At 37.6% G+C, this 23017-nt stretch carries 19 protein-coding genes; 8 read left to right on the top strand and 11 right to left on the bottom strand.

Annotation, left to right across the window (positions count from 1 at the left end; all coding sequences use genetic code 11):
• Window positions 1-54: 54 nt before the first annotated feature.
• The 4 genes from FN756_RS02480 to FN756_RS02465 are packed head-to-tail and all read right to left on the bottom strand — an operon-like array spanning window position 55 to window position 3597.
• Window positions 55-957, bottom strand: coding sequence for a glucosaminidase domain-containing protein (locus tag FN756_RS02480; RefSeq protein ID WP_221929000.1), 903 nt, complete (start codon window positions 955-957; stop codon window positions 55-57).
• Window positions 954-1670, bottom strand: a complete 717-nt coding sequence (locus FN756_RS02475; protein ID WP_142601159.1) for a glucosaminidase domain-containing protein — start codon at window positions 1668-1670, stop codon at window positions 954-956. The genes FN756_RS02480 and FN756_RS02475 overlap by 4 nt, the downstream gene beginning before the upstream one ends.
• Window positions 1671-1729: 59 nt before the next feature.
• Window positions 1730-2365: an O-methyltransferase gene (locus FN756_RS02470; RefSeq protein WP_142601157.1), complete on the bottom strand. Its 636-nt coding sequence runs from the start codon at window positions 2363-2365 to the stop codon at window positions 1730-1732.
• Window positions 2365-3597 (bottom strand): M16 family metallopeptidase, encoded by a 1233-nt coding sequence (locus tag FN756_RS02465; RefSeq protein WP_142601155.1) that lies wholly within the window; start codon window positions 3595-3597, stop codon window positions 2365-2367. The genes FN756_RS02470 and FN756_RS02465 overlap by 1 nt, the downstream gene beginning before the upstream one ends.
• A 123-nt stretch (window positions 3598-3720) precedes the next feature.
• Here FN756_RS02465 and hpt point away from each other — a divergent pair, with 123 nt between their 5' ends.
• Entirely contained in the window at window positions 3721-4254 is a 534-nt protein-coding gene (hpt, locus tag FN756_RS02460; RefSeq protein ID WP_142601154.1) for a hypoxanthine phosphoribosyltransferase, read from the top strand.
• Between the two features lie 50 nt (window positions 4255-4304).
• Here the strand turns inward: hpt and FN756_RS02455 are convergent, their stop codons facing one another.
• The 5 genes from FN756_RS02455 to FN756_RS02435 form a co-directional block, all read right to left on the bottom strand.
• Entirely contained in the window at window positions 4305-4703 is a 399-nt protein-coding gene (locus FN756_RS02455; RefSeq protein ID WP_142601152.1) for a hypothetical protein, read from the bottom strand.
• A gap of 392 nt (window positions 4704-5095) precedes the next feature.
• Window positions 5096-5458, bottom strand: a complete 363-nt coding sequence (locus FN756_RS02450) for a methylglyoxal synthase (RefSeq protein ID WP_142601150.1) — start codon at window positions 5456-5458, stop codon at window positions 5096-5098.
• A gap of 60 nt (window positions 5459-5518) precedes the next feature.
• A complete protein-coding gene (locus FN756_RS02445) occupies window positions 5519-7192 on the bottom strand; it encodes a S8 family peptidase (RefSeq protein WP_142601149.1) in 1674 nt (557 codons plus the stop codon).
• Between the two features lie 56 nt (window positions 7193-7248).
• Window positions 7249-10626, bottom strand: a complete 3378-nt coding sequence (mfd, locus tag FN756_RS02440) for a transcription-repair coupling factor (protein WP_142601147.1) — start codon at window positions 10624-10626, stop codon at window positions 7249-7251.
• 217 nt (window positions 10627-10843) lie between these two features.
• Window positions 10844-12265: an L-serine ammonia-lyase gene (locus FN756_RS02435; RefSeq protein WP_142601145.1), complete on the bottom strand. Its 1422-nt coding sequence runs from the start codon at window positions 12263-12265 to the stop codon at window positions 10844-10846.
• A 142-nt stretch (window positions 12266-12407) separates the two neighbouring features.
• On the opposite strand from FN756_RS02435, the gene FN756_RS02430 reads away from it, so the two are divergent.
• From FN756_RS02430 to prfB, 4 genes are all read left to right on the top strand, one after another.
• On the top strand, window positions 12408-13502 hold the full coding sequence (locus FN756_RS02430; protein ID WP_142601143.1) for a Nif3-like dinuclear metal center hexameric protein: 1095 nt from the start codon (window positions 12408-12410) through the stop codon (window positions 13500-13502).
• A 23-nt stretch (window positions 13503-13525) separates the two neighbouring features.
• Window positions 13526-14269 (top strand): zinc ribbon domain-containing protein, encoded by a 744-nt coding sequence (locus tag FN756_RS02425; RefSeq protein ID WP_142601142.1) that lies wholly within the window; start codon window positions 13526-13528, stop codon window positions 14267-14269.
• A 134-nt stretch (window positions 14270-14403) separates the two neighbouring features.
• A complete protein-coding gene (locus FN756_RS02420) occupies window positions 14404-15891 on the top strand; it encodes a tetratricopeptide repeat protein (RefSeq protein ID WP_142601140.1) in 1488 nt (495 codons plus the stop codon).
• Window positions 15892-15939: 48 nt separating this feature from the next.
• A protein-coding gene (gene prfB, locus FN756_RS02415; protein ID WP_142601139.1) for a peptide chain release factor 2 occupies window positions 15940-17017 on the top strand; the annotation gives its coding sequence in 2 pieces (ribosomal slippage) (window positions 15940-15999 and window positions 16001-17017; 1077 coding nt in all).
• A 72-nt stretch (window positions 17018-17089) separates the two neighbouring features.
• On the opposite strand, the gene FN756_RS02410 is transcribed toward prfB, so the two are convergent.
• Entirely contained in the window at window positions 17090-17974 is an 885-nt protein-coding gene (locus tag FN756_RS02410) for a transglutaminase-like domain-containing protein (RefSeq protein WP_185955158.1), read from the bottom strand.
• Window positions 17975-18082: 108 nt separating this feature from the next.
• Between FN756_RS02410 and FN756_RS02405 the strand changes: the two genes are divergently transcribed.
• Window positions 18083-18865 (top strand): O-methyltransferase, encoded by a 783-nt coding sequence (locus FN756_RS02405; protein ID WP_142601137.1) that lies wholly within the window; start codon window positions 18083-18085, stop codon window positions 18863-18865.
• Window positions 18866-18951: 86 nt separating this feature from the next.
• On the opposite strand, the gene FN756_RS02400 is transcribed toward FN756_RS02405, so the two are convergent.
• Window positions 18952-20148: a BamA/TamA family outer membrane protein gene (locus tag FN756_RS02400; RefSeq protein WP_142601135.1), complete on the bottom strand. Its 1197-nt coding sequence runs from the start codon at window positions 20146-20148 to the stop codon at window positions 18952-18954.
• A 251-nt stretch (window positions 20149-20399) separates the two neighbouring features.
• Between FN756_RS02400 and FN756_RS02395 the strand changes: the two genes are divergently transcribed.
• Window positions 20400-21380, top strand: a complete 981-nt coding sequence (locus FN756_RS02395; protein ID WP_142601133.1) for a deoxyhypusine synthase family protein — start codon at window positions 20400-20402, stop codon at window positions 21378-21380.
• A 267-nt stretch (window positions 21381-21647) separates the two neighbouring features.
• A complete protein-coding gene (locus FN756_RS02390; protein ID WP_142601132.1) occupies window positions 21648-23003 on the top strand; it encodes a cytochrome c3 family protein in 1356 nt (451 codons plus the stop codon).
• Window positions 23004-23017: the final 14 nt, after the last annotated feature.

Below are 23017 nucleotides of genomic sequence, written 5' to 3'. Positions count from 1 at the left end.
CTGTAAATAGGTTTTAAATTAAACGGCGAACGTTCCTGAAAATTATCCTGAAATCTACTTTGTTACTTTGAGTTTTTGACCAATTTCAATTGAATAGCTTTCAAGGTTATTAAGCGAAACAATATCTTCTACTTTTAAATTAAACTTTCGCGCTATGCTGTATAAGGTGTCTCCTGCTTTTACAAGGTAATAGCCTGCCGGAATTGGTTGTGGAGAGGCCGATGCTGAAGAAGGGGTTGTTGTTTGATTTTCATTGGCATTCGTTGGTTTTTGCTCAAAAAATAACGAGCCATTGTTGTTTGAAGCAGTTTCTTTACCTGCATATTTATCAAATCGCGTTAAATCATACTTATCAATAAGATTAATTAATTTGGGTGCATACTCGGAATGCGTAGCATATCCTGCACTTTTTAATCCGTAAGCCCAACCTTTATAATCACTTGGGTCGAGTTTGTATAGCGCAGCGTATCGAGGACGTTTTAAGAATTCTGAATGATCATGAAACGAGCCTTCAACATGGGGATATTTTCTAAAACATTCGTTAGGACGATCATCGTCCTTGTAATAGGTTTCTCCCTGCCAGTCATTCGTGCATTTTATTCCAAAATGATTGTTGGCCATGGTTGCAAGGTCACTGTTCCCGCTACCTGATTCCAAAATACCTTGGGCAAGTGTAATACTGGCTGGAATTCCGGTGCGTTTCATTTCATCAACTGCAATCCCTTTATATTTTTGAATGTAAGCCTCTGTACTCGAAGAACGTACTGATCCAGTAGATTTGCTTGGACTAGGGGCAGGGCTAGCTGTCGAGGTAGTCGTTATAGTGGTTGGGTAGTTGTCTTTTGAAGGAACATTCGAACTGCTGCCTGTCGATGGTGTAAGAGGGCGATAAGCAGTACATGAACTCATTAAAATACAAAAGGTAAAGAATGAAAGTGAAGGTAGATAGTTTTTCATCGTACGCGAATTTTTTGTCCTGGTTTAAGTTGGGTTGATCGTAAGGAATTTAATGATTTAAGCTTATTTACGCTGATGCCGTGTTTGTGAGCTATGCCTGAAAGTGTATCTCCTTTTTTAACCTTGTAATAAGCGTGATGAACATGCGGTTTAGTACTCTTCTCAGCGGCGGCCGCTACAGGGTCATTCATGGATACAACATCTTCAATCGTTTGTTCGCCACAAACAGCCTCATCGTACTTATATAACTTATTGGCATTTATACAGTGAATAAGATCAGAAGCATATCTTTTACTTCTTGCATAGCCTGATCTTTGCAGACCGCGGGCCCAGGCTTTGTAGTCACATTTGTCAAGTCTAAATAAGAACGCATATTGTGAGCGGCTACTTAAGAAGTCTGATCGGTCATCATAGGCTTCCTGAACAGAGTCATAGCTTCGAAAGTTTTTGTAACGTTTCCCTTGCCAATTTTTACCCGCTTTTACTCCAAAATGGTTGTTGGCCAAACGTGCAAGTGTGGTTGTCCCTGCTCCTGATTCAATAATTCCTTGTGCAAGTGTTATGCTGGCAGGAATGCCTGTGCGTTTCATTTCTCTTACAGCAAGTTCGCCGTATTTCTCTGCATAAGCCTTGGAGGCCTTATTTTGAGCTAGAGAAATCGATGATGAAAGTATAAAAAGAGAAAGGAAAATGAGTTTTAATGTTTTGGTCATTCGTTGTACGTTTGATTTACTAAAACGATTTGCTCTTCATTTTTCGAATGTTATGAATACTACTTTTTACGGACAATTAATAATCCATCCCGGATCGGCAATAATACGTTTTCTACTCGTTCGTCGTGCTGAATTTTAGTATTAAAATTCTGAATTAACAGGGTGTCTTTATCTGCTTTTTCATCCACAACTTTACCGCTCCATAATACATTATCAGTAATTATGTAACCACCGGTTCGTACCTTGTCGAATACCATGTCATAATAGGTTGCGTTATTCTTTTTATCGGCATCTATAAAAACCAGGTCGAAGGTTTGGTTCAAAGTTGGGATAATTTCAGCGGCATTGCCAATTATATAATTGATTTGATTTGCAAGGCCGGCTTTTTCAAAGTAAGTTCTCGCCATACTTTCTAATTCTGCATTAATGTCGATAGTGGTGAGTTCACCTTCTTCTTGAAGGCCCTCAGCCAGACAAATTGCAGAATATCCGGTATAGGTGCCAATCTCCAAAATGCGTTTCGGGTTTATCATCTTACTTAACATACTTAAAACTCGTCCCTGATAATGTCCGCTTAACATACGCGGCATTAAAACTTTTAAATGAGTTTCCCGGTTCAGTTGCTTCAAAACTTCCGGCTCTGCATCCGAATGTTCATCTACATATTTATCTATTTTTTTATTGATGATATCCATTATTCAATAGGTAAGTAAGTTAGCATGTTCAAGTATTCAGGCAAAAAGTTTTCATTGGCAATTTCTTGTAATTCAACGTTTGTTACCTTGTCAATTTTTTTAAAAACTTCTTCTAAACTATCAATCGTGCCATAATCGAGCAGGCTTTTAGCCATGGCAATTATAACAGCAACACGATTCTCTTCAGCTAAAGCTATTTGACCTTTAAAACGTTGTTTTGCTTGTTGAAGTTGTAGGGAACCTAATGGTTGTTCTCGTAACTTCTTTAATTCCTTGTGAATCAGTTTTAAGCATTTTTCTGTTTTCTCGGCATCTGTTCCAAAATAAATTGAAAAAACGCCTGTATCGCTCATCGGGGTATAGTTCGATTCAATCGTATAACATGCTCCAAATTTCTCTCTGATTTCAAGGTTTAAGCGTGAGCTCATTCCAGGGCCAGCTAAAAGATTGTTCAATAAAAGCATTCCTGCTTTTTTAGGATCATGAATCGTGTACGACCTTCCTCCTAAAAGACAATGCGTTTGTGAAATGGATTTTTCAATGGATTGAATGCGGTGATTAAATCCATTTACAGGTAATCGGTTTTTTGATGGTTTGTTTTCAGTAATAACGGCTAAGTATTTATCGATAAGTCGCTGCAGTTTTTTCTCTGAAACATTCCCTAAAACCCCCACAACCATTTCATGTGTCGACCAAGTATTAAGTTGAAAATTGTTAATATCTTCCCCGGTAAAACCGTTTATGCTTTCAGGGGTTCCCAATATATTATGGCCTAAAGGGTGGTTCTCAAACACAAGTTCGTCAAATTCATCCTGAATTAATTCTTCAGGAACATCCCGGTATGAATCAAGTTCGTCAAGTACCACGCCCTTTTCTTTCTCCAATTCATGTGAAGGAAAAGTGGAGCGAAAGGTTATATCGGTAATTAGTTCAAGTGCGCGCTCCAGTTGATGGTCAAGAAAGGAAGCATGAATACATGTTTGCTCTTTGGTAGTATATGCGTTCAGGTCGCCCCCAACAACTTCCAATCGGTTTAATATTTGGTAAGTGTTGCGCTTTTGGGTTCCTTTGAAAAGTAAATGTTCAAGGAAATGAGCTAACCCCATTTTAGTGTCGGGCTCATCTCGTGAACCGGTGTTTACCATAAAACAAAGGTGAGTAATGCCTGAACCTGATCCGGCTTTATGGATTACACGTATACCATTTGATAATTCTAAAAGCTTATATTCCATTTGAGCCCCAAAGATAAGGATTTTGATTTTGTGGATTAATTATTCAAAATAGATAGAGTTTTATGCTTAATCTTGGCAAAAAATATATCCTAATAAAAAGCTGATTTTTTCCTAAATTATAAAATGAAAATAGTTCTCCACGACAAAGAGTTTGAGCCATTTATTAAAGAAGTGGCCATTCAAAATCGAATTAATGCGATGGCTGAGGAGCTGAGTGATGAGTATAGAAATAAAACGCCTTTGTTTATCTCTATGTTAAACGGCGCATTTTGGTTCACTGCCGATTTATTAAAACAGTTCAACGGCGATTGTGAAATAAGTTTTGTGAAGTTTAAGTCCTATTCAGGAATGGAGAGTAGCGGTGAGATAAGCCAAAGCATAGGATTGGATACCGATATTAATGGAAGAGATATCATTATTCTGGAAGATATTATAGATACCGGGAAAACATTAGCTGTATTTCTCGAGGTGTTAAAAAAGTATGCTCCGGCTTCTGTAAAAATAGTTACTCTTCTTTTAAAACCCGATGCCCTTTTGCATGATATAAAAGCAGATTATATAGGATTCGAAATTCCCAGTGATTTTATTGTTGGCTACGGGTTGGATTATGATGGTTTAGGAAGGAATTACCGAGATATTTATGTGGTAAAAAAATAATTCCGGCGTTTTAACACCGGAATTATTAGAATGGTTATTAGGAAAAGTAGTTAGAGTTTTGTGAGATATATCGTTACAATTTGTTTCAGATTTACTCCGTTAGAGACTCCTGTGCTTGTTTCAACCCATGTCATTTGCGCTCCGTTTACCGAGATCACTGCGGTATATCTTCCATTGCTATCAGCGTAATTGAATGAATTGCCGTCCTCGTTTTCCGTAATTGGGAATTTTTGAGGTTGATAACCCTTATTTGTTGCAATAAAACCACCGTCAACAAATTCAATTATTAAATCACCTGCCGCATAGGGTTGAACTCCGCTATAATCTGTATTAATCACATTGTTTTCATAATATTTGAATTCAATTGAATCAACATTCCATTGACCTTTTAAGCTTTTCTGAAGTTCCGTTCTCTGAGGGGTAGTGTCGTCTTTTTTACAAGAAGGCATTGTTAGGTAAAGTGTTAAGAATGATAATAAACACAATGCCTTGATTGCATTTATTGGTTTGAAGAAAGAGCGCATAAGAATAGTGGTTAATTGATGAATAATTTAGTGAAAAATGAGTAAAGGAGTCTTCATAGTAACGGGTTTGAAATGTGTAACTCATTTGTTTTTATTCTATTCGAATGCAAATAAATCCTAATTGAATAAGTGAAAGGTTAATTGAAGTAAAAGTGTAAGAAATCGGCAGATGTTAGTGCAGGCTTCTTTTTTTAATCTGTTGATTTACACTAATTTACGCTTTTAATTTCAAATAATTAAATGAAGTTTAAACAAATAAATACTATTAATACCTTATTTATTAGGCTTTATCTCTTTGGCCTAAAGAGCATGTGTTTCTATAAAGATTTGATTAATAGTTCAGCAGTAGAGGAGTTACTTGCTAACGGAATATTATGCACATCACATTGGCGCATTAGCATCATTATATCCGGCTCATGAGGATGAGCATTTAATGGGTCTCTAAAGAAAAATACCATTTGTGTTTTTCCTTCGGCTACTCGGGAGGCAATTTGAGCGTCTCCTCCATGAGGGCCTGAAAGTAGGCGCTTTACTGTTAATCCTAATTCTTCGGCTTTTGTGCCTGTTGTGCCGGTGGCAATGAGTTTAATGTCTGTTCGATTTAATTTCTCTAAATGTTTAATTAAAAAATTAACCATTTCTTTTTTCTTACCATCATGGGCAATGATTGCTATTTCCATATATAATTTAACTTTTGTTGTTCATAAAAAAGGTGGAGTAATGTGCTCCACCTTCAAGTATTATTGTTTTTTCGACGTTGATGCCGCTGGTTTTGTTGATATTGGTTTCAGAGGAAAGGCTTTATAATTTTGCGCCAATTTTACAGCTTCGTATAAGTTCACAACAGCTCCTGTATTACATAAATCCGAAAAATTTACCAGTTTAATATCGTTGTTAGCCGAATCTCCGCCATCTACAGGCATTTTTACTTTGTCCTCTACTCTAACGGCCGATCTGAGAATAATGTCTTTAATCTGAGCTGCAGTATAGTTAGGAAAATAAGAACGAAGTACTGCCGCTATTCCTGCCACAACCGGTGAGGCCATACTGGTTCCACTATTATTTTTATATTGCGATTCAGGAATGGTTGAATAAATGTCAACTCCTGGAGCAAATACATCTACATTTTTTTTCCCATAATTAGAGAATGTCGCAATTGCGTCTTCTCCTTTTTTCCATGAAAGAGCACCAACTTCGATCCAGTTTTTAGCTTGGCTTCCATCGGCAAAATAACTGTTAGGGAAATTAGCTTTAGTATCATTATTTGAAGCATCATTGCCTGCTGCATGCACCAATAAAACATCCTTGCTTTCAGCATATTTTACCGCTTCATCCACCACCGATTTATCATATGAAAATGATTTTCCAAAACTCATATTAATCACTTTCGCACCGTTATCTACCGCATAGCGAATAGCATTTGCAACATCTTTATCACGCTCATCACCATTTGGAACGGTACGAACCGACATGATTTTTACATTATTCGCAATGCCGCTCATTCCAATATTATTGGTACGGTTTGCTGCAATAATACCCGCCACGTGTGTTCCATGTGAGGCATCAGGTCCCTTTACGTCGTTATTGCCGTAGTAACGTTCATGCTGGTCAGCGTAATTATCGCCAACGATATCACGAGGGTTATAGTTTAAGTTCAATCCATAATCCATTATTTCCTTTAGATGATTAACATCTTCGCTTACATTAGAGATGAGTCCATCCATGTCTGTTACACCTGCTTGATTCATGCCGTTTACCAGGTTTATCGCCAATTCATCCAATTGTGGATTGCCTGATTTTAGACTGCTTAAACTATTGATATCAACTTTTTCCATCTTAAGGTTTTGCTTAAGCAGATTATTGATTTGCGTTAGTTGTTCAACTACCGGATTGTAATCGTCGTACTGTTTTTTGTACTTATTATATTCTTTGTCATACTCGGCTTTTAATTCTAAATATCTGGCATACTCTTTTTTATCAGTTACTTTCGAACTATCCGCATTTGCATATTTATCGGCTAGTGGTGCAAAAAGACGAGTTAGTTCAGTAGCCTCAAAATTGATATTACGTCCGTCTTTTCCTCCGATAAAGTTCCATCCATGTATATCATCTATGTAGCCGTTTTTATCATCATCTTTCCCGTTTCCGGCAATTTCTTTCGGGTTAGTCCAGAGTACGCTATTTAAGTCTTCATGGTTAATATCCACCCCGCCATCAATTACCGCAACAATTACGGGCTTTGATTTTTTGCCTTTTAAAAGCGTTTGATAAGTTTTTTCAGTACTTACTCCACGAACACTATCAGTTTTGAAATCAAGATTAAACCAATTGGCAGGTGCTTTTGCCGGGATTTGCGCAAAGGCTGTAGTCGCTAATAACGAAAGGAAAAGCGTTGATCGAATATGTTTTAACATGGTCTGAGAATTTAATAGATTAAATTACGGAATATTATTAGAATGGGTTTAAAAAATTATACCGTTTGAAGTTCGGCGATTTCTGAAAGTGTTTCAATTGCGTGTGTAATACTTTGAACATTATCAATAATTAAAGCTAAGGATTGTTTTCCTTCCTTCATGCGGCAATTTCGTTGATGTGTCTGAACATAATTAAGTACCTTGGTGAAATGCACTGATTCATAATACAGCGATTGTTGATTGGAGATAAAAGACCCACGCAGTGTATTACTTTTTAATGATAATTTCTCAAATCCTATTTCTTTTGCCAGCCATTGCAGTCGCATCGTATTCAGTAATTCTTTTACTTGTTTTGGCATCGGTCCAAAGCGATCGACAAGTTGCTTGGCGAATGCCTCCAGTTGGGTTTCGTTATTTAACTTACTGAGTTCTGTATATAAGTTGTAACGCTCGGCGGTACTGCTAACATATTCATCAGGAATAAGGATTTCTAGATCGGTATCAATTTGTGTATAAGTGATGAAGGGACGTGGCTTTTCATCTTTGAATAATTCACTGAATTCCTCTTCTTTTAATTCCTGAATGGCTTCATCTAATATTTTATGATACATTTCATAGCCAATTTCGGCAACAAAACCACTTTGTTCAGCTCCGAGTAGGTTTCCTGCTCCACGAATATCAAGGTCTCGCATGGCTACGTTAAATCCACTACCTAGGTCAGAAAACTCTTCAATGGCGCTAAGGCGTTTACGAGCCTCGGGTGTAAGTACAGATAAGGGTGGGCTCAGTAAATAACAAAAGGCTTTTTTGTTTGATCGGCCAACTCGTCCCCGCATTTGATGCAAGTCACTCAATCCAAAATTATGTGCCTGATTAATAAGAATTGTGTTAGCATTGGAAATGTCCAAACCCGCCTCAATAATGGTGGTGGCAACTAATACATCGAATTTTCCTTCCACAAATTCACTCATTCTGTCTTCCAGTTCATCGCCTTCCATTTGTCCATGAGCCACAGTTACCTTAACATCTTTACACAGCTTGCGTATGAGTCCGGCAATTTCCAAAATGTCTTTTACCCGATTGTGAATAAAAAACACCTGTCCGCCGCGATCAACTTCATATTCAATGGCTTCTTTAATGATCTTCTCGTTAAATACATGCAGTTCAGTTACTACCGGTTGGCGATTAGGAGGAGGTGTGCTGATAATGGAAAGGTCACGCGCTCCCATTAATGAGAAATGAAGAGTGCGCGGTATTGGTGTTGCCGTAAGGGTTAATGTATCAACATTTACCCGCATTGATTTAAGCTTTTCCTTTACGGTAACTCCAAATTTTTGTTCTTCGTCGATGATAAGTAAACCTAAATCATGGAATTTTACATCCTTACTTACAATCCGATGCGTACCTATAATGATGTCGACTTTGCCTTCTTCCAGCTTTTTAAGTGATTCTTTGATCTGTTTTGCTGATTTGAAACGATTTATATAATCGATAGTGCAAGGGAAATCTTTCAGGCGCTCTTTAAATGTGCGATAGTGTTGTGAAGCAAGAATCGTTGTCGGCACTAAAACCGCTACTTGTTTACTATCGGTAACTGCTTTGAAAGCAGCCCGTACAGCAACCTCTGTTTTCCCAAAACCGACATCACCGCAAACCAAACGATCCATTGGATGTGGCGCTTCCATATCTTTTTTGAAGTCGGAAGTGGCACGAATTTGATCCGGAGTATCTTCGTAGATAAACGAAGCCTCCAATTCGTTTTGCAAATAGGTGTCAGGCATAAATGCATAGCCATCTTTTGCTTTGCGTTTGGCGTATAATGCGATAAGATCGCGGGCTATGTCTTTAACTTTTTTTTTAGTGTTTTTTTTTAATTTCTCCCAAGCATCAGTTCCAAGCTTGCTTAGCTTGGGTTGGGTTCCATCTTTACCCGTGTATTTTGAAATGCGATTTAAGGAGTTGATGTTTACATACAGCAAGTCATTATCAGCATAAACTAAACGTATGGTTTCTTGTACATGACCACTCACTTCAATTTTTTCCAAGCCGGCATATTTTCCTATGCCATGATCAATATGTGTTACAAAATCACCTGGTTTTAAATCACGTAATTCTTTTAGCGTTAAGGCCTGAGATTGAGAATAGTTCTTTTTGGGTTTGTATTTATAATAACGATCAAATATCTGATGATCGGTATAACAAGCCATTTTTAGTTCTTTGTCAATAAACCCTTCGTGAATGGAGAGATTGATCGGAGTGAAGCCAACATTATCGCTGGTTTGAACTGATTTTTCTTTAGGCAGATCATTGAAAATAGCATATAAACGTTCAACCTGTTTGGCACTATCAGCGAAAATAAAGTTGTTGATGTTTTCGTTTGTGTTTTCGTTTAGGTTATGCTGAAGTAAAGTAAAGTCTTTGTTGAAAGATGGCTGGGGGCGTATCTCAAAATTGAAGATTTCTGTCGGTTCGTAGGTAAATTGCTTGCCAAATTCAATTACGGAGAAACGATCTACGTTGCGGCGGGTATCTTTTGCTTCTTCAAAAAGATAAATTGGATCCAGCCATTCAGGATGCATTATCTTGTCATCAGCAGTAAGGCCTTTGTAAATTTCTTTCGCTTTTTTTACCCCTTTTTCAATGATCTCATAAGTAAAGTTTACATCCTTGAACCACAAAATACTGTCTTCTGAAATATAATCCAGAAATGAAGTATTGTTGTCCGTCAAGAGTTTTGACTGAACATTCGGTATAATAGTAATGAACTGCATTTTAGCTACCGAAAGCTGATCTTCAGTTTCAAATGTTCGTATTGATTCTACTTCATCTCCAAAAAACTCAACCCGATAAGGAAGCTCATGTGAGAAAGAAAAAATGTCAACTATGCCTCCACGAACGGAAAATTGACCAGCCTCGTAAACAAAGTCAACACGCTCAAAACTATAATCGATCAAAAACTCATTGATAAAGTCGATACTGAGTTTATCACCTACGCTAATATTTAAGGTATTTTTCTCAAGTGTTTCCCTGCTTATAACTTTTTCTGCAAGCGCTTCAGGGTAAGTAACAATCGTTTGGGAGGGTGTTGTTTTTGATTTTATTTCGTTCAGTACCTCGGCGCGTAAAAGCACATTTCCGGGGTCGTTATTTATAAATTCAAAAGACTTTTTATAAGAAGCGGGGAACAGCAATCCGGTTTTTTTACCGATGTTTTCCAAGTCATTCAAAAAGTAAACGGCTTCCTCATAGGTAGGAAGCACATACACGAAAGATCTTTCTGATTCTGACTGTAGAGCAAGTGCCACCATTGCATCCGATGAGCCTACCAGTCCTTTCAGATGAATGCGTTGCTGCATTAATTGCAATGAAGAAGCTACCTGCTGAATGCGTGTATCTTGTTCATAAAGAGCTAAAATTTCCTGAATGGTTTGCATTAAATCAATTTGCTTTCAAGGCTAGTGTATTTGAATAGCTTGCGCAATCTAAAATTGGGCGGCAACTACTTATCACTAAGCACAGGCAAAGTAGTGCAAATATAATGCTTTGATGGGTTGGCAACTATAACGTTCCCCAAAATTTGTATTTACATACAAACGAATAGCAAAGCCCGACTTTTGGCCGGGCTTTTATCTATTTATGATTTACTGTTTTTTAACATTCAGCAATGTTAACAGGAATATTTATCGCCAGTCCGCCTTCTGAAGTTTCTTTATACTTGGTGTTCATATCACGTGCGGTATCCCACATTGATTTTATAACGGCATCTAAGCTCACTTTTGCTGATTTTGGATCGCTGTCTAACGCAATATTAGAAGCGGTAATGGCTTTTATTGCACCCATAGAGTTACGTTCGATGCAAGGAACCTGAACTAATCCTCCAATTGGATCGCAGGTTAAACCCAAATGATGTTCCATGGCTATTTCTGCCGCCATTAAAACTTGTTCAGGGCTGCCTCCTAAACATTCGGTTAAGCCTGCTGCAGCCATCGCTGAGGAAACGCCAATCTCGGCCTGACAGCCACCCATAGCCGCTGAAATGGTTGCATTCTTTTTGAAAAGAGTGCCTATCTCCCCGGCGGTGATAATAAAGCGAATGATTTTGTCATCGTCAAAATTATCTACAAAACAATGCGCATACATAAGCACTGCAGGAATGACGCCCGATGCTCCATTGGTTGGGGCGGTAATAATGCGGCCAAATGATGCGTTTTCTTCATTCACAGCGAGCGCAAAACAAGTTACCCATTTATTGATGGAGGTAAAGCTTTTGTCGGAGGCTTTAACTGCACGCATCCATTCATTTACAGTTGTGCAACTTCGACCGGCAAGAAGTTTTTCATTCATTTCGGCTGCACGACGTTTTACATTTAGTCCACCCGGAAGAATTCCCGGTTTATTTACGCCGCGGAAAATGCAATCCTTAATTTCATTCCAAATGTTTAAGGCTTGCGATTTTATCTCATCAAGACTTCTCCACGCCTGCTCATTGATAAATATCAAATCTGAAACACGAAGGTTTAACTCTGCGCATCTTTCAGCAATTGTTGCAGCATGATGGCAAGGATAAGGAGTTACAATGGCGTTTTGAGTAATTGTATTTTCGTTTTCAGTAGCTACAAAGCCGCCGCCTACCGAGTAATATTTCTTTTCAACTACGGTTCCGTCATTGAAAATGGCTAGAAACAACATGCCGTTGGCATGAAACGGAAGATTGTGCTCAAAATCGAAAATTAAATCGTTGGTGTAGCTGAAAGGAATTGCTTTTGCTCCTTTAAGTAGAATTTGATTTTCCGTTTTGATTTTTTCTACTTTCTCAGGGATAGTATTGGTATCAATCTGAGTAAAATCTTCACCGCCTAAGCCCATCAAAACGGCAACGTCAGTTCCGTGTCCATGACCAGTTTTTGCCAAAGAACCGAACAGCTGCACTTTTATTTGACTAATTTCATTTAAAGTTTTTTGTTCTGTTATTTCATTAATGAACATTTCGGCCGCTTTCCATGGTCCCATGGTATGAGAACTGGACGGCCCAATGCCTACCTTGATAATTTCAAAAGCACTAATCGATTCCATAAGATTGTATTCGTAAATTGGTCTCGCAAGTTAAGAAAGAACTAAGAACAAAGACAAAAGATTTGAGGGGTAATTTAGTTGACAGTAAATAAGGTCTTAAGAATTCCTTTATCTTATATCTTTGTCCATTATTCAAAATCACATGCAGCTACAGCAACTCATTACCTATTTGGAGCAATTGGCTCCTTTAGCTTTACAGGAAGATTACGATAATGCGGGACTTATTGTTGGTTCGCCTGACAGGGAAGTGAAAAAGGCAATGGTTAGTTTGGATTGCACTGAAGCAGTTGTTGATGAGGCCATTGCTCAAGGGGCTGATCTTATTATTGCGCATCATCCAATTGTTTTCAGAGGTTTAAAAAAACTGAATGGAAAAACCTATGTGGAGCGAACAGTAATGAAAGCGATTAAAAATGATATCGCTCTTTATGCCATTCATACTAATCTTGACAATGTGGCTGATGGTGTAAATGCAAAGATTTGCGAAAAGCTAGGTCTTAAAAATACATTGATTCTGGTGCCAAAAATGAACCTGCTTAAAAAAATAGTAACATTTTGTCCCACAGCACAAGCACAATATGTTCGTGAAGCATTATTTGCAGCAGGAGCAGGCAGTATTGGGCGTTATGACGAATGCAGTTTCAATGCCGATGGTACAGGGACATTTAAAGGGAATAATGAAACTAATCCATTTGTGGGTGAATCTGGTAAATTACATTATGAGCCTGAAGTTAGAATCGAAACGATATATCCTGCTTATTTGGAGGGCAACGTTTTAAAAGCCTTGTTTGCGGCTCATCCTTATGAGGAGGTTGCTTATGATTTGTATAACTTATTAAACCTTAATCAGCAAGTTGGGTCGGGAATGGTTGGCGAGTTGGAAGAAGATGTTGAAACGCTTGAGTTTCTTCGTTATCTAAAGCAAACCATGAACGCGGGCGTAGTTAAATATACCAGTATTACAAAGGCTACAGTAAAACGCATTGCCGTGTGTGGTGGGGCTGGAGGCTTTTTGTTGAAAGATGCGATTAAAGCCAATGCAGACGTTTTTATTACTGCTGATTATAAATATCATGAGTATTTTGATGCTGACGGCAAGATTATTATTGCCGATATCGGACATTTTGAAAGTGAACAATTTACAGCAGAATTATTGCTTGAAAAAATATCAAAAAAATTTCCTAATTTTGCCGTTCTGTTAAGCAGGGTAAATACCAATCCTGTTAACTATTTATAAAACCAAAAAAAATCTTTCATTACATGGAAGCAACAGTAGAACAAAAACTCCAAGCGTTATACGATCTTCAAACGATCCATTCAAAAATAGATAGAATTCGTACTGTTAGAGGAGAACTCCCAATGGAAGTAGCGGATCTGGAAGATGATGTGGCCGGCCTTGAAACTCGTATCAAGAAAGTTAAAGACGAACTTGATGAATTAGAGGATACAATTGTAACCCGCAAAAACAACATCAAAGAAGCTCAATCTCTGATCAAAAAATATGAAGGTCAGCAAAATAATGTAAAAAACAACCGTGAGTTTGAAGCATTGGCGAAAGAAATCGAGATTCAAGGTTTGGATATCCAGGTGAGCGAGAAAAAAATCAAAGAGCATGGATTCGAAATCACTTCTAAAAAACAATTGCTGGATACGGCTATTGCCAATTTAGAGGATAGAAAGAAAGATTTAGCAGCGAAGAAAAGCGAATTGGATACCATTACTGCTGAAACTCAAATTGAAGAGGATCAGTTGTTAGAAAAAGCTCATAAGCAAGAAGAGAAAATTGACCAACGCTTATTAGGAGCTTATACCAAACTTCGTTCAAACGCTAAAAACGGATTGGCAGTTGTTACCATTCAGCGTGATTCTTGTTCAGGTTGTTTTAATAAAATTCCACCTCAGCGTCAGGCTGATATTCGTCAACGCAAAAAAATCATTGTTTGCGAACACTGTGGACGAATCATTGTGGATGAAGGCTTTACTGTTGAATCGGTACTTGCATAAGCGCACAAGATTTTATTAAATATCCATTATAAAATATCCCTTCGGTTTCGAAGGGATATTTTTTTTAGCCATTGAAAAGCTATTTTTGAAAGCTGAACGTTGAAATAGATTAGTTCTATTATGTTTTGCACTACATGAAAAAAATACTTCCCCTTATATTCTTTTTTTTGATTTCACTCGTTGCAGAAGGCAACTTTGATTTTAATGAGAACTGTATTCAGGCTTATAAAAAAATAATTGCCTTGCGCTTGGATGAAGGAAGAAGTTTAGTGGAGCGCGAAAAGAAAATTAATCCGGGTAATTCAATAACTGTATTGCTCGATAATTACATTGATTTCTACACGGTTTTTACTTCTGAAACTAAGGCTGACTTTGAGCGGTTCAAGTCCAATAAGTCGGATCGAATAAATCGTTTGGAAAAGGAAAACAAGAAATCTCCTTACTATCTTTTCTGTATTGCTGAAGTAAACTTGCAATTGGCCTTTACCCGCGCACGTTTTGGTGAATATTATACCACTGCATTTGAAATTCAACGCGCAATGGAGGCGTATAAAGAAAATCAGCGAAAATTTCCTGACTTTCTTCCTAATAGAAAAGGGTTAGCACTCTTAAATATAATTATCGGATCGGCACCATCAGGCTTGAAAACCATCATGAATACGTTGATTGGCGTAAATGGTAACGTGCAGGTTGGCATACAATTAATGGAGAAAACTCTGGCCGAGCTTCCTTCATCGCCTTATAAATTTTATTACCCTGAAACAGCACTTTATTATAGCTATGTGTTAAATGATATTATTGGTGATCCTGGTGCCTATGCAAAAATGCAGCATTATCTCTCACCTATTGACAATGATTGTCTGCTGAAATATTTTGTGAAAGGATACATCTCCATGAAAACAGCTCATAATGAAGAAGCAATAGCTATGTTGGAAAATCGTCCTTCGGGTAAAGAATACGAGCCATTTTATCATCTCGATTATTTGCTGGCAGTTGCCAAATTGAATAGAATGGATTCTGATGCAGTATCTGCTTTTCAATTATATGTTTCCACTTATCCGGGAGTGTTCAACATAAAGGATGCTTATTTGCGTATGGCTTGGAGTTATTTGATTCGCGGTAATCTTAAAAAATATAATGAATACATTGCCTTGGCACAAAACAAAGGTTTTTCAATTAATGATAAAGATAAGCATGCGTTAAACGAAATTGAATCGGGGATGCCTGATATCTTTTTGCTTAGTGCCAGGCTGCTTTTTGACGGAGGCTATTACGGACGCGCATTGAACGTGCTAAAAACTAAGTCGGTCTTTGATTTTTCAACCGAAAGAGATAAGTTGGAATTTAACTATCGATTAGGACGGATTTATGATCAATTGAAAGATGATGCTAAAGCTATTTCTTATTATGGCGCTGCCTTAGCTAAGGGTGCTGGCAAAGAGTGGTATTTTGCAGCCTATTCTTCTTTGTACATTGGGCGTATCTATGAAGAAAATAAAAACTATGCTCAGGCAAAAATGTATTATCAACGTTGCCTGGATATGAATGGCCATGAATATAAAAGTAGCATTGATGCCAAAGCCAAAGCTGGTCTGAAAAGGCTGCAGGCTTTTAGGCCTTAAGTTAAAACCTTTTGTCTGAATCCTAAACCTAAATATTACCTTTGCCGAATGACCATAGAACAAATCAAAGATTTAAGGGATAGAATAGCTTCCCTAAGGAGGCATCTTTGACATTGATGCTAAACTTGCTGAAATAGCTGCTGAACAGGAATTAACACTATCTCCTGATTTTTGGGACGATCCCAAAGCCGCCGAAAAAGTTCTTCACAGTATAAAAACTAAAAAGGTATGGACTGACGCCTTTGCTATTGTAAATACAGCGGCCGAGGATACTTATGTGCTTTTTGATTTTTATAAAGAAGGCGACATTTCTGAATCTGAAATGCAGCAACAAATGGATGCTACTATTAAAGTGGTAGAGGAACTGGAATTTAAAAATATGCTAAGCGGTGAAGAAGACCAGCTAAATGCAGTTTTGAAAATTAATGCAGGTGCCGGCGGAACCGAAAGTTGTGACTGGGCTGAAATGTTGATGCGTATGTATATCATGTGGGGTGAAAAGCACGGATATAACATTCGGGAGATTGATTATCAACCGGGCGATGTTGCTGGAATTACCTCATGTACGCTTGAGTTTGAAGGCGACTTTACATATGGCTATCTTAAAGGTGAGAGTGGAGTGCACCGATTGGTTCGCATTTCTCCGTTTGATTCAAATGCGAAACGCCATACATCTTTTGCTTCAGTATACGTTTATCCTTTAGTGGATGATTCGATTAATATTGAAATTAATCCGGCAGATGTTACCTGGGATACATTCCGTGCAGGCGGTAAAGGTGGGCAAAATGTAAATAAGGTAGAAACTGCTGTTCGATTGAAGCATGCCCCATCCGGAATTGTTATTGAATGTCAGCAAGAGCGTTCGCAATTGCAGAACAAAGAGAAAACCTTAAAAATGCTTAAGTCGCAGCTTTATGAATTGGAAATTCGTAAAAGAAATGAGGCCAAAGCGCTTGTTGAAGGTTCAAAGAAGAAAATTGAATGGGGTTCACAAATCAGAAACTATGTGTTTCATCCTTATAAATTAATTAAAGATTTACGAACAGGTGTTGAAACCTCGAACGTACAATCAGTAATGGATGGCGAATTAGATGAATTTATCAAGGCCTATTTAATGGAGTTTTAATAAAAAGAAGTGCACTGCATCAACACATCTTGGGGCAGTGCACATTTGGTTTAGCTCCTTACCTTATATAATTTAATGATATTGTTGCGAATCAAGAACGAAAAGCAATTCTTCAACTTCTTCCACCTTATTCATAAATCCTAGTTTTTTATACGAACTAATTAAGTTGCGTAGTACACGTTTTACAATGTCGATATTGGTGCAGGGAGTATAATACTCTTCTATTGGCTCCAATTTCAATTGTCGTAAAAAGGAATCAACATCATGCTTGCCGAAAATAAAACCTTTGTTAAATGGATTGATGTAGAATAAAATGCCATTATGTGCTTCAAATCCGGGTAAAGTTGGCTCCGATTCATCAACGTATGCCAAAATGAAATGCTGCGGAAGATTAACTCCGTAGATAGGAATATCAAGTCGTTGTGCAATTAAGGAATAGATGATTGCCAAAGAAATTTGATTTCCCTTTTTGCTTTCCAGCACCAGATTAAGGTATGAGTTTTGAGGATCCTGATGATTAACAGTATTTCCGCTAAAGCCATGAATATGAAAAAATACATGGTTTAATACTTTTACTTTCTCAACTGCGCTCATCTCGTATCCAAGCTGTAACCAGGCATCACGTTTTATTTCTTCAATTTGATTGATGATTTTTTGGTCATCCAAATCGGGATATTGATATTTATTTACGGCAAGTACACCCGCAAGTAAATCAAAACTTCCACTCATTGCCCAGATACTTAAGCCTTTTTTTACGTCCTCAAATTGTATATGATGAATAATGTTTTCAATGCGTTCCTGCATCATTGCATCTAGTGATGTTTGCCACACTTCCTCCAAATAATCAATTACTTCTGATCCTAGTGAGACCAATTTTAATTTTACTTGCTCATAAATTTCATGGTCGGGATCATCCAGTAATTTTACTAATGAAGCTAATTCTTCCTTACTAATCATAATTAAAATCTCCTCAATACAATATAATAAAACTTATTAATACAGCAATGTAGCGGGGGCTATATGTGTTTTCTATTGCTATAACTCAAATAATTGTATTTTTGATTCATGAACTTAACTCTTGTAACGGCCTATATAAAGCACCAACTTTCAGCAACAACTCGTCATGGAACTCATTCGCCATTTGTATACGAATTGGTCGATAAAGTTATCTACGACAAAGATTTAAGGTCAGATTATCAAACCATTGAACAGTTGCGTGTCTCATTGTTACGTGATTCGCATTTAATCAATATTACTGATTTAGGAGCCGGATCAATGTACAATAATAACAAGCAAAAGGCAGTGAAAGATTTAGCTGCTAATGCATTGAAATCACCGGAGTGGGCACAATTAATATACCGATTGATAGAATGGAAGCGTCCGCAAATAGTAATTGAATTGGGAACCTGTTTAGGACTAACAACAGCTTACATGGCAAAGGCTGCTCCTGCGGCAAAAGTTATTACGGTTGAGGGGTGTCCAGAAACAGCTGCTATTGCTCGTAAGAACTTTGAAAACCTTAATCAAACGAATATTAGTTTATTGGTAGGAAACTTTGATACGATATTTCCTGAATTGGTTCGGGAACAGCCAATTCTTGATGTGGTATATGTTGATGGAAATCACCGTAAGGAAGCTACCATTAGATATTTTGAGCAGTTATTGCCAAAAGTAAACGAAAACAGCATGGTTATTTTTGATGATATACATTGGTCAAAAGGAATGGAAGAAGCCTGGGAAAGCATCAAAGAACACCCTCAAGTAAGCCTGACCATTGATTTGTTTACAATAGGCTTGGTATTCTTCCGAAAGGGGCAAGCTAAAGAGCATTTTCGGATTAAATACTAAGCTTGCTTTTGAGTTTATTGGGTCTGTAAAGAGTCTGTAAAATTAACTTTGTTAAGCACAGTTGAGTTTACAGACTCTTGGTTTTTTTAAAATGCTTCGTTTAGTGATAAGTAGAATCCACTGTTTCTTGGTTCTCCCTCATTTTTACTTCCAAATCCATAATCTACTCGAAGCGTAAGCCGGTTGCGAGGATCGAAAATATATCTTCCCCCTATTCCATAGTTTGGTTTAAAATTATTGAATTTAAAATCACCGTTTTTAAACACGCTTCCGCCTCCTGCAAAAGCTGCAAATACTCCTCTTGATAATGAAAACCAACCTTTGTCCTCACGATTGGCAAATGGCCTAAGCCGCACCTCTGATTGAAAAGCCAAGTAGTTTTGGTCCCTGTATCGACCAGTATAATATCCTCGCATTAATAAATCACTTCCCATTTGAGGAAGTAAAAAGAAAGGCTTGTCGCCACCTTGGAGTGATTGAGCATATCCTTGGACAGCTATTACGGTAGTGGGATGCACTTTAAAGTACTTGCGTGCATCTAATGTTATTAAAACAAAATTAAAGTCGCTGCCTATTGCATTAAATGAATTCTGTAGGTATGCGCGTAGATAATTGCCCTTATATGGATAGTTCACAATATCTCTGTCGTCCAAAGTGGCCGAAAAGGCTAAATAGTTTGTTTTGCCACCGCTTTTCCCCTCTAATTCACTTGAGTCATAAATTCCTGTTGAATCTTTTTCGCTTATTTTTTCATTAAGAAACCATAAGCCTACGCCAGCGTAGAAGTTTTTTGCTACTTCTCTTTCCACATCTACGTTGAACCTTGATTTCTTATCATTAATAAGATCCTGATCTGCATAAAGGGTATTATTGCCAATGCCGTAAAAATTATTGGGGAAGTTATAGTACTTTATATCGCCAATGATATGCCAGGTGTTAGCAGCTGTCCAAAAGTTGCCGTTCAGGCTTACTTTGGATTGATTCATAGTAGTATAGGTAGTAATTAAGCCTAGGGTGGAATTGCGCTGTACTATACTGTTTTTTTTATTTAGATAGAAGGAATAAACAGCAGCGGCACCAAATTCAAACCCTTTTTCTTGTGAAGAACCAATTACAGGTATCGGTAGTAAACTGTTTTCCTTTTTTACAGCAGCGGTGTCTGTTTTAGTGTTTTGTTGTGCAAAAGTAATTGTAATCCAGTTTGTTAAACATATACAGATTAGAAGGGTACGCTTTTTTAAAAAGTTGAATTGCATGCCATGAAGATAGATATTGTTAGGCATTGCACAATTTTTAATGAAAAATTAACTATAAGGAACTGTTTTTTATTTTATAATAAAGTTGGATCCGGGCCTGATTTAACAACTTATAATATGCCAATAGATGCTTCTATGGAATGCCCTCCTTTTATTATAAAAAAGCATTGCGTTAGAAATTCTAAGTAACCCATTACTGTTAGAATTCTCTAAGTTTTTTAAATAAAATATTCTTAGCCATAGGATTTGGCTATTTTTGCAGCGCTAAACAGAATAACATGGAAAAGAAACGCAATACTATTTCAGCTTTTATGGAAAAGTATTACCTGCATTTCAACGCAGCCGCGATGATTGATGCAGCTAAGGCTTATGAAAAGCACTTGGAAGAAGGTGGTAAAATGATGATCACTTTGGCTGGTGCCATGAGTACAGCCGAGATGGGCAAAATATTGGCCGAAATGATTCGTCAGGATAAAGTACAAATCATTTCTTGTACAGGTGCAAACTTAGAAGAGGATATTATGAACTTAGTAGCTCATAACAGCTACAAACGTGTTCCTAATTATCGTGATTTAAGTCCGCAAGAAGAGTGGGATTTGTTGGAAAATGGTTTTAATCGTGTAACAGATACTTGTATTCCTGAAGAGGAAGCTTTCCGTCGTTTACAAAAACATATTCATCATCAGTGGAAAAGTGCTCAGGATGCAGGTGAACGCTACTTGCCTCATGAGTTTATGTACAAGATGCTGCTTTCAGGCGATTTGGAGCAGTATTATGAAATCGACCCGAAAGACAGTTGGATGTTAGCGGCTGCTGAAAAGAATTTGCCAATCATCTGTCCTGGATGGGAAGACTCTACCATGGGTAATATTTTCGCCTCTTATTGTATTAAAGGAGAGTTGAATCCTACAACCATGAAATCAGGTATTGAGTACATGACTTGGTTGTCTGATTGGTATATCAAAAATTCTGGAGGCAAAGGAATAGGTTTCTTCCAAATTGGTGGTGGTATTGCCGGCGATTTCCCAATTTGTGTAGTTCCGATGCTTTATCAGGATATGGAAATGGAAACAATTCCTTTCTGGAGTTATTTCTGCCAGATTTCAGACTCAACAACCAGTTATGGATCATACTCGGGTGCTGTTCCGAATGAAAAAATAACCTGGGGTAAATTAGATATTCATACCCCTAAGTTTATTATTGAATCAGACGCCACAATTGTAGCCCCATTGATATTTGCGTGGTTACTTGATATGTAAGTTGAGTGTTTTGAAGAATTAAAAATGGGAAAGAAAGATAGGATAAGAAAGTTCAAGTTCTTGTCAACTTCCTCTTTCCCATTCTAATTTTATGGAGAAAACATTATTTAGAATGGTTATAAATTACTAAAAACTGTCACGCAATTGTCACAGAGTTAGTTTTATGCCTATTTTTGTGCGCTAATTATAAAGATGCTTATTTGTAAGTATCAGATTATTAGCGAATTGATACACAAATCTCAAGAAATTAAACGTAGAATATAGAGCATGAGTACAAACCCGTCCGTTTTTTTGAAAAACTATCTTAAGAAAGGGTTACTAATTTTAACCTTTGTTTTCTTTGGAGTAGCGCAAGCATTAGCCGCGGATCCTAAAGAAGGTGAAACCCTTTTTAAAGCGAATTGTTCTTCTTGTCATGCTGTTGGCAAGAAGGTAACTGGTCCGGCTTTAAAAGATGTTGATAAAAGACATGAAGAGGCCTGGATTATTAAGTGGGTGCACAACTCACAAGCAATGGTTAAAGCAGGTGATCCAGTTGCTGTAAAACTTTTTAACGAGAACAATCAGTCAGTAATGACTGCATTCCCTAACCTTACTGAAGACAATGTGAAGTCAATTTTGGCTTACATTAAGCAAGAAGGTGATGCAATTGATAAGGCGGCGGCTGCTGGACCGGTTGGAGGCGCTGCTGCTGAAAGCAAAGGAACCAGTACTTTCACAATCTTTAGCTTACTGGGCTTAGTTGGTGTTCTTTTATTGGTTATTTGGGTTTTAAACCGTGTAATTAAAACATTAGAACAAATTGTTGCGAACAGAAAGGCTGAAGGCCTTGTAGAGGAAGAAGTTGAAGAAGAAGAAAAACCTTCGGCATTTGCAGTAAAACTTAAAAAGTTAGCATTAAATAAAAAAGTAATCGCATTAAGCTTACTTACTGCCATAGTTGTATTGTCAGCTTGGAGTGTGCGTGAAATGTGGTTTACTGGGGTAACGCAAAACTACCAACCGGTACAACCTATCAAATTTTCACACAAAATTCATGCTGGAGTAAACCAGATTAATTGTCAATATTGTCACTCGGGTGCATTTAAAAGTAAAAATGCCAGTATCCCTTCGGCAAACGTATGTATGAACTGTCACTCGCAGATCAACGAATATAAAGGAGAGCCTATTTTTGACGCTGAAGGTGAAAAAATTGATGGAACTGCTGAAATTCAAAAGATTTACGCAGCCCTTGATTATGACCCGACGACTCAGAAGTATGGTACAAATACTCGCCCAATTGAGTGGATTCGTATCCACAACCTACCAGACTTTGCTTATTTCAACCATTCACAACACGTTAAAGTTGCCGAAGAATCAATTCGTGCTGCAAAAGGATTGAAAGCTGAAGATCCAGTTTGCTATGCATGTCACGGCGAAGTCGCTAAAATGGATGAGGTATACCAATACTCTCCGTTAACAATGAAATGGTGTATTAACTGTCACCGTGAAACAGATATGAAACATCTTCCTAAAAACCACTACTACGATAACATGGTAGAGGTACACGACCGAATTAAGCGTGGTGAAAAAGTAACCGTAGCTCAAATGGGTGGTTTGGAATGTTCAAAATGTCATTATTAATTTTTAAACGACTC

It is taken from the genome of Solitalea koreensis (assembly GCF_900182575.1).
In the GTDB taxonomy this organism is placed as follows: Bacteria; Bacteroidota; Bacteroidia; order Sphingobacteriales; family Sphingobacteriaceae; genus Solitalea; species Solitalea koreensis.
This window is presented reverse-complemented; position numbering and strand designations above follow the sequence as displayed.

Coding starts and splice junctions, on each gene's coding strand:
- FN756_RS02480 (WP_221929000.1), bottom strand. CDS start 957: ATGAAAAACTATCTACCTTCACTTTCATTCTTTACCTTTTGTATTTTA.
- FN756_RS02475 (WP_142601159.1), bottom strand. CDS start 1,670: ATGACCAAAACATTAAAACTCATTTTCCTTTCTCTTTTTATACTTTCA.
- FN756_RS02470 (WP_142601157.1), bottom strand. CDS start 2,365: ATGGATATCATCAATAAAAAAATAGATAAATATGTAGATGAACATTCG.
- FN756_RS02465 (WP_142601155.1), bottom strand. CDS start 3,597: ATGGAATATAAGCTTTTAGAATTATCAAATGGTATACGTGTAATCCAT.
- hpt (WP_142601154.1), top strand. CDS start 3,721: ATGAAAATAGTTCTCCACGACAAAGAGTTTGAGCCATTTATTAAAGAA.
- FN756_RS02455 (WP_142601152.1), bottom strand. CDS start 4,703: ATGCCTTCTTGTAAAAAAGACGACACTACCCCTCAGAGAACGGAACTT.
- FN756_RS02450 (WP_142601150.1), bottom strand. CDS start 5,458: ATGGAAATAGCAATCATTGCCCATGATGGTAAGAAAAAAGAAATGGTT.
- FN756_RS02445 (WP_142601149.1), bottom strand. CDS start 7,192: ATGTTAAAACATATTCGATCAACGCTTTTCCTTTCGTTATTAGCGACT.
- mfd (WP_142601147.1), bottom strand. CDS start 10,626: ATGCAAACCATTCAGGAAATTTTAGCTCTTTATGAACAAGATACACGC.
- FN756_RS02435 (WP_142601145.1), bottom strand. CDS start 12,265: ATGGAATCGATTAGTGCTTTTGAAATTATCAAGGTAGGCATTGGGCCG.
- FN756_RS02430 (WP_142601143.1), top strand. CDS start 12,408: ATGCAGCTACAGCAACTCATTACCTATTTGGAGCAATTGGCTCCTTTA.
- FN756_RS02425 (WP_142601142.1), top strand. CDS start 13,526: ATGGAAGCAACAGTAGAACAAAAACTCCAAGCGTTATACGATCTTCAA.
- FN756_RS02420 (WP_142601140.1), top strand. CDS start 14,404: ATGAAAAAAATACTTCCCCTTATATTCTTTTTTTTGATTTCACTCGTT.
- FN756_RS02410 (WP_185955158.1), bottom strand. CDS start 17,974: ATGATTAGTAAGGAAGAATTAGCTTCATTAGTAAAATTACTGGATGAT.
- FN756_RS02405 (WP_142601137.1), top strand. CDS start 18,083: ATGAACTTAACTCTTGTAACGGCCTATATAAAGCACCAACTTTCAGCA.
- FN756_RS02400 (WP_142601135.1), bottom strand. CDS start 20,148: ATGCCTAACAATATCTATCTTCATGGCATGCAATTCAACTTTTTAAAA.
- FN756_RS02395 (WP_142601133.1), top strand. CDS start 20,400: ATGGAAAAGAAACGCAATACTATTTCAGCTTTTATGGAAAAGTATTAC.
- FN756_RS02390 (WP_142601132.1), top strand. CDS start 21,648: ATGAGTACAAACCCGTCCGTTTTTTTGAAAAACTATCTTAAGAAAGGG.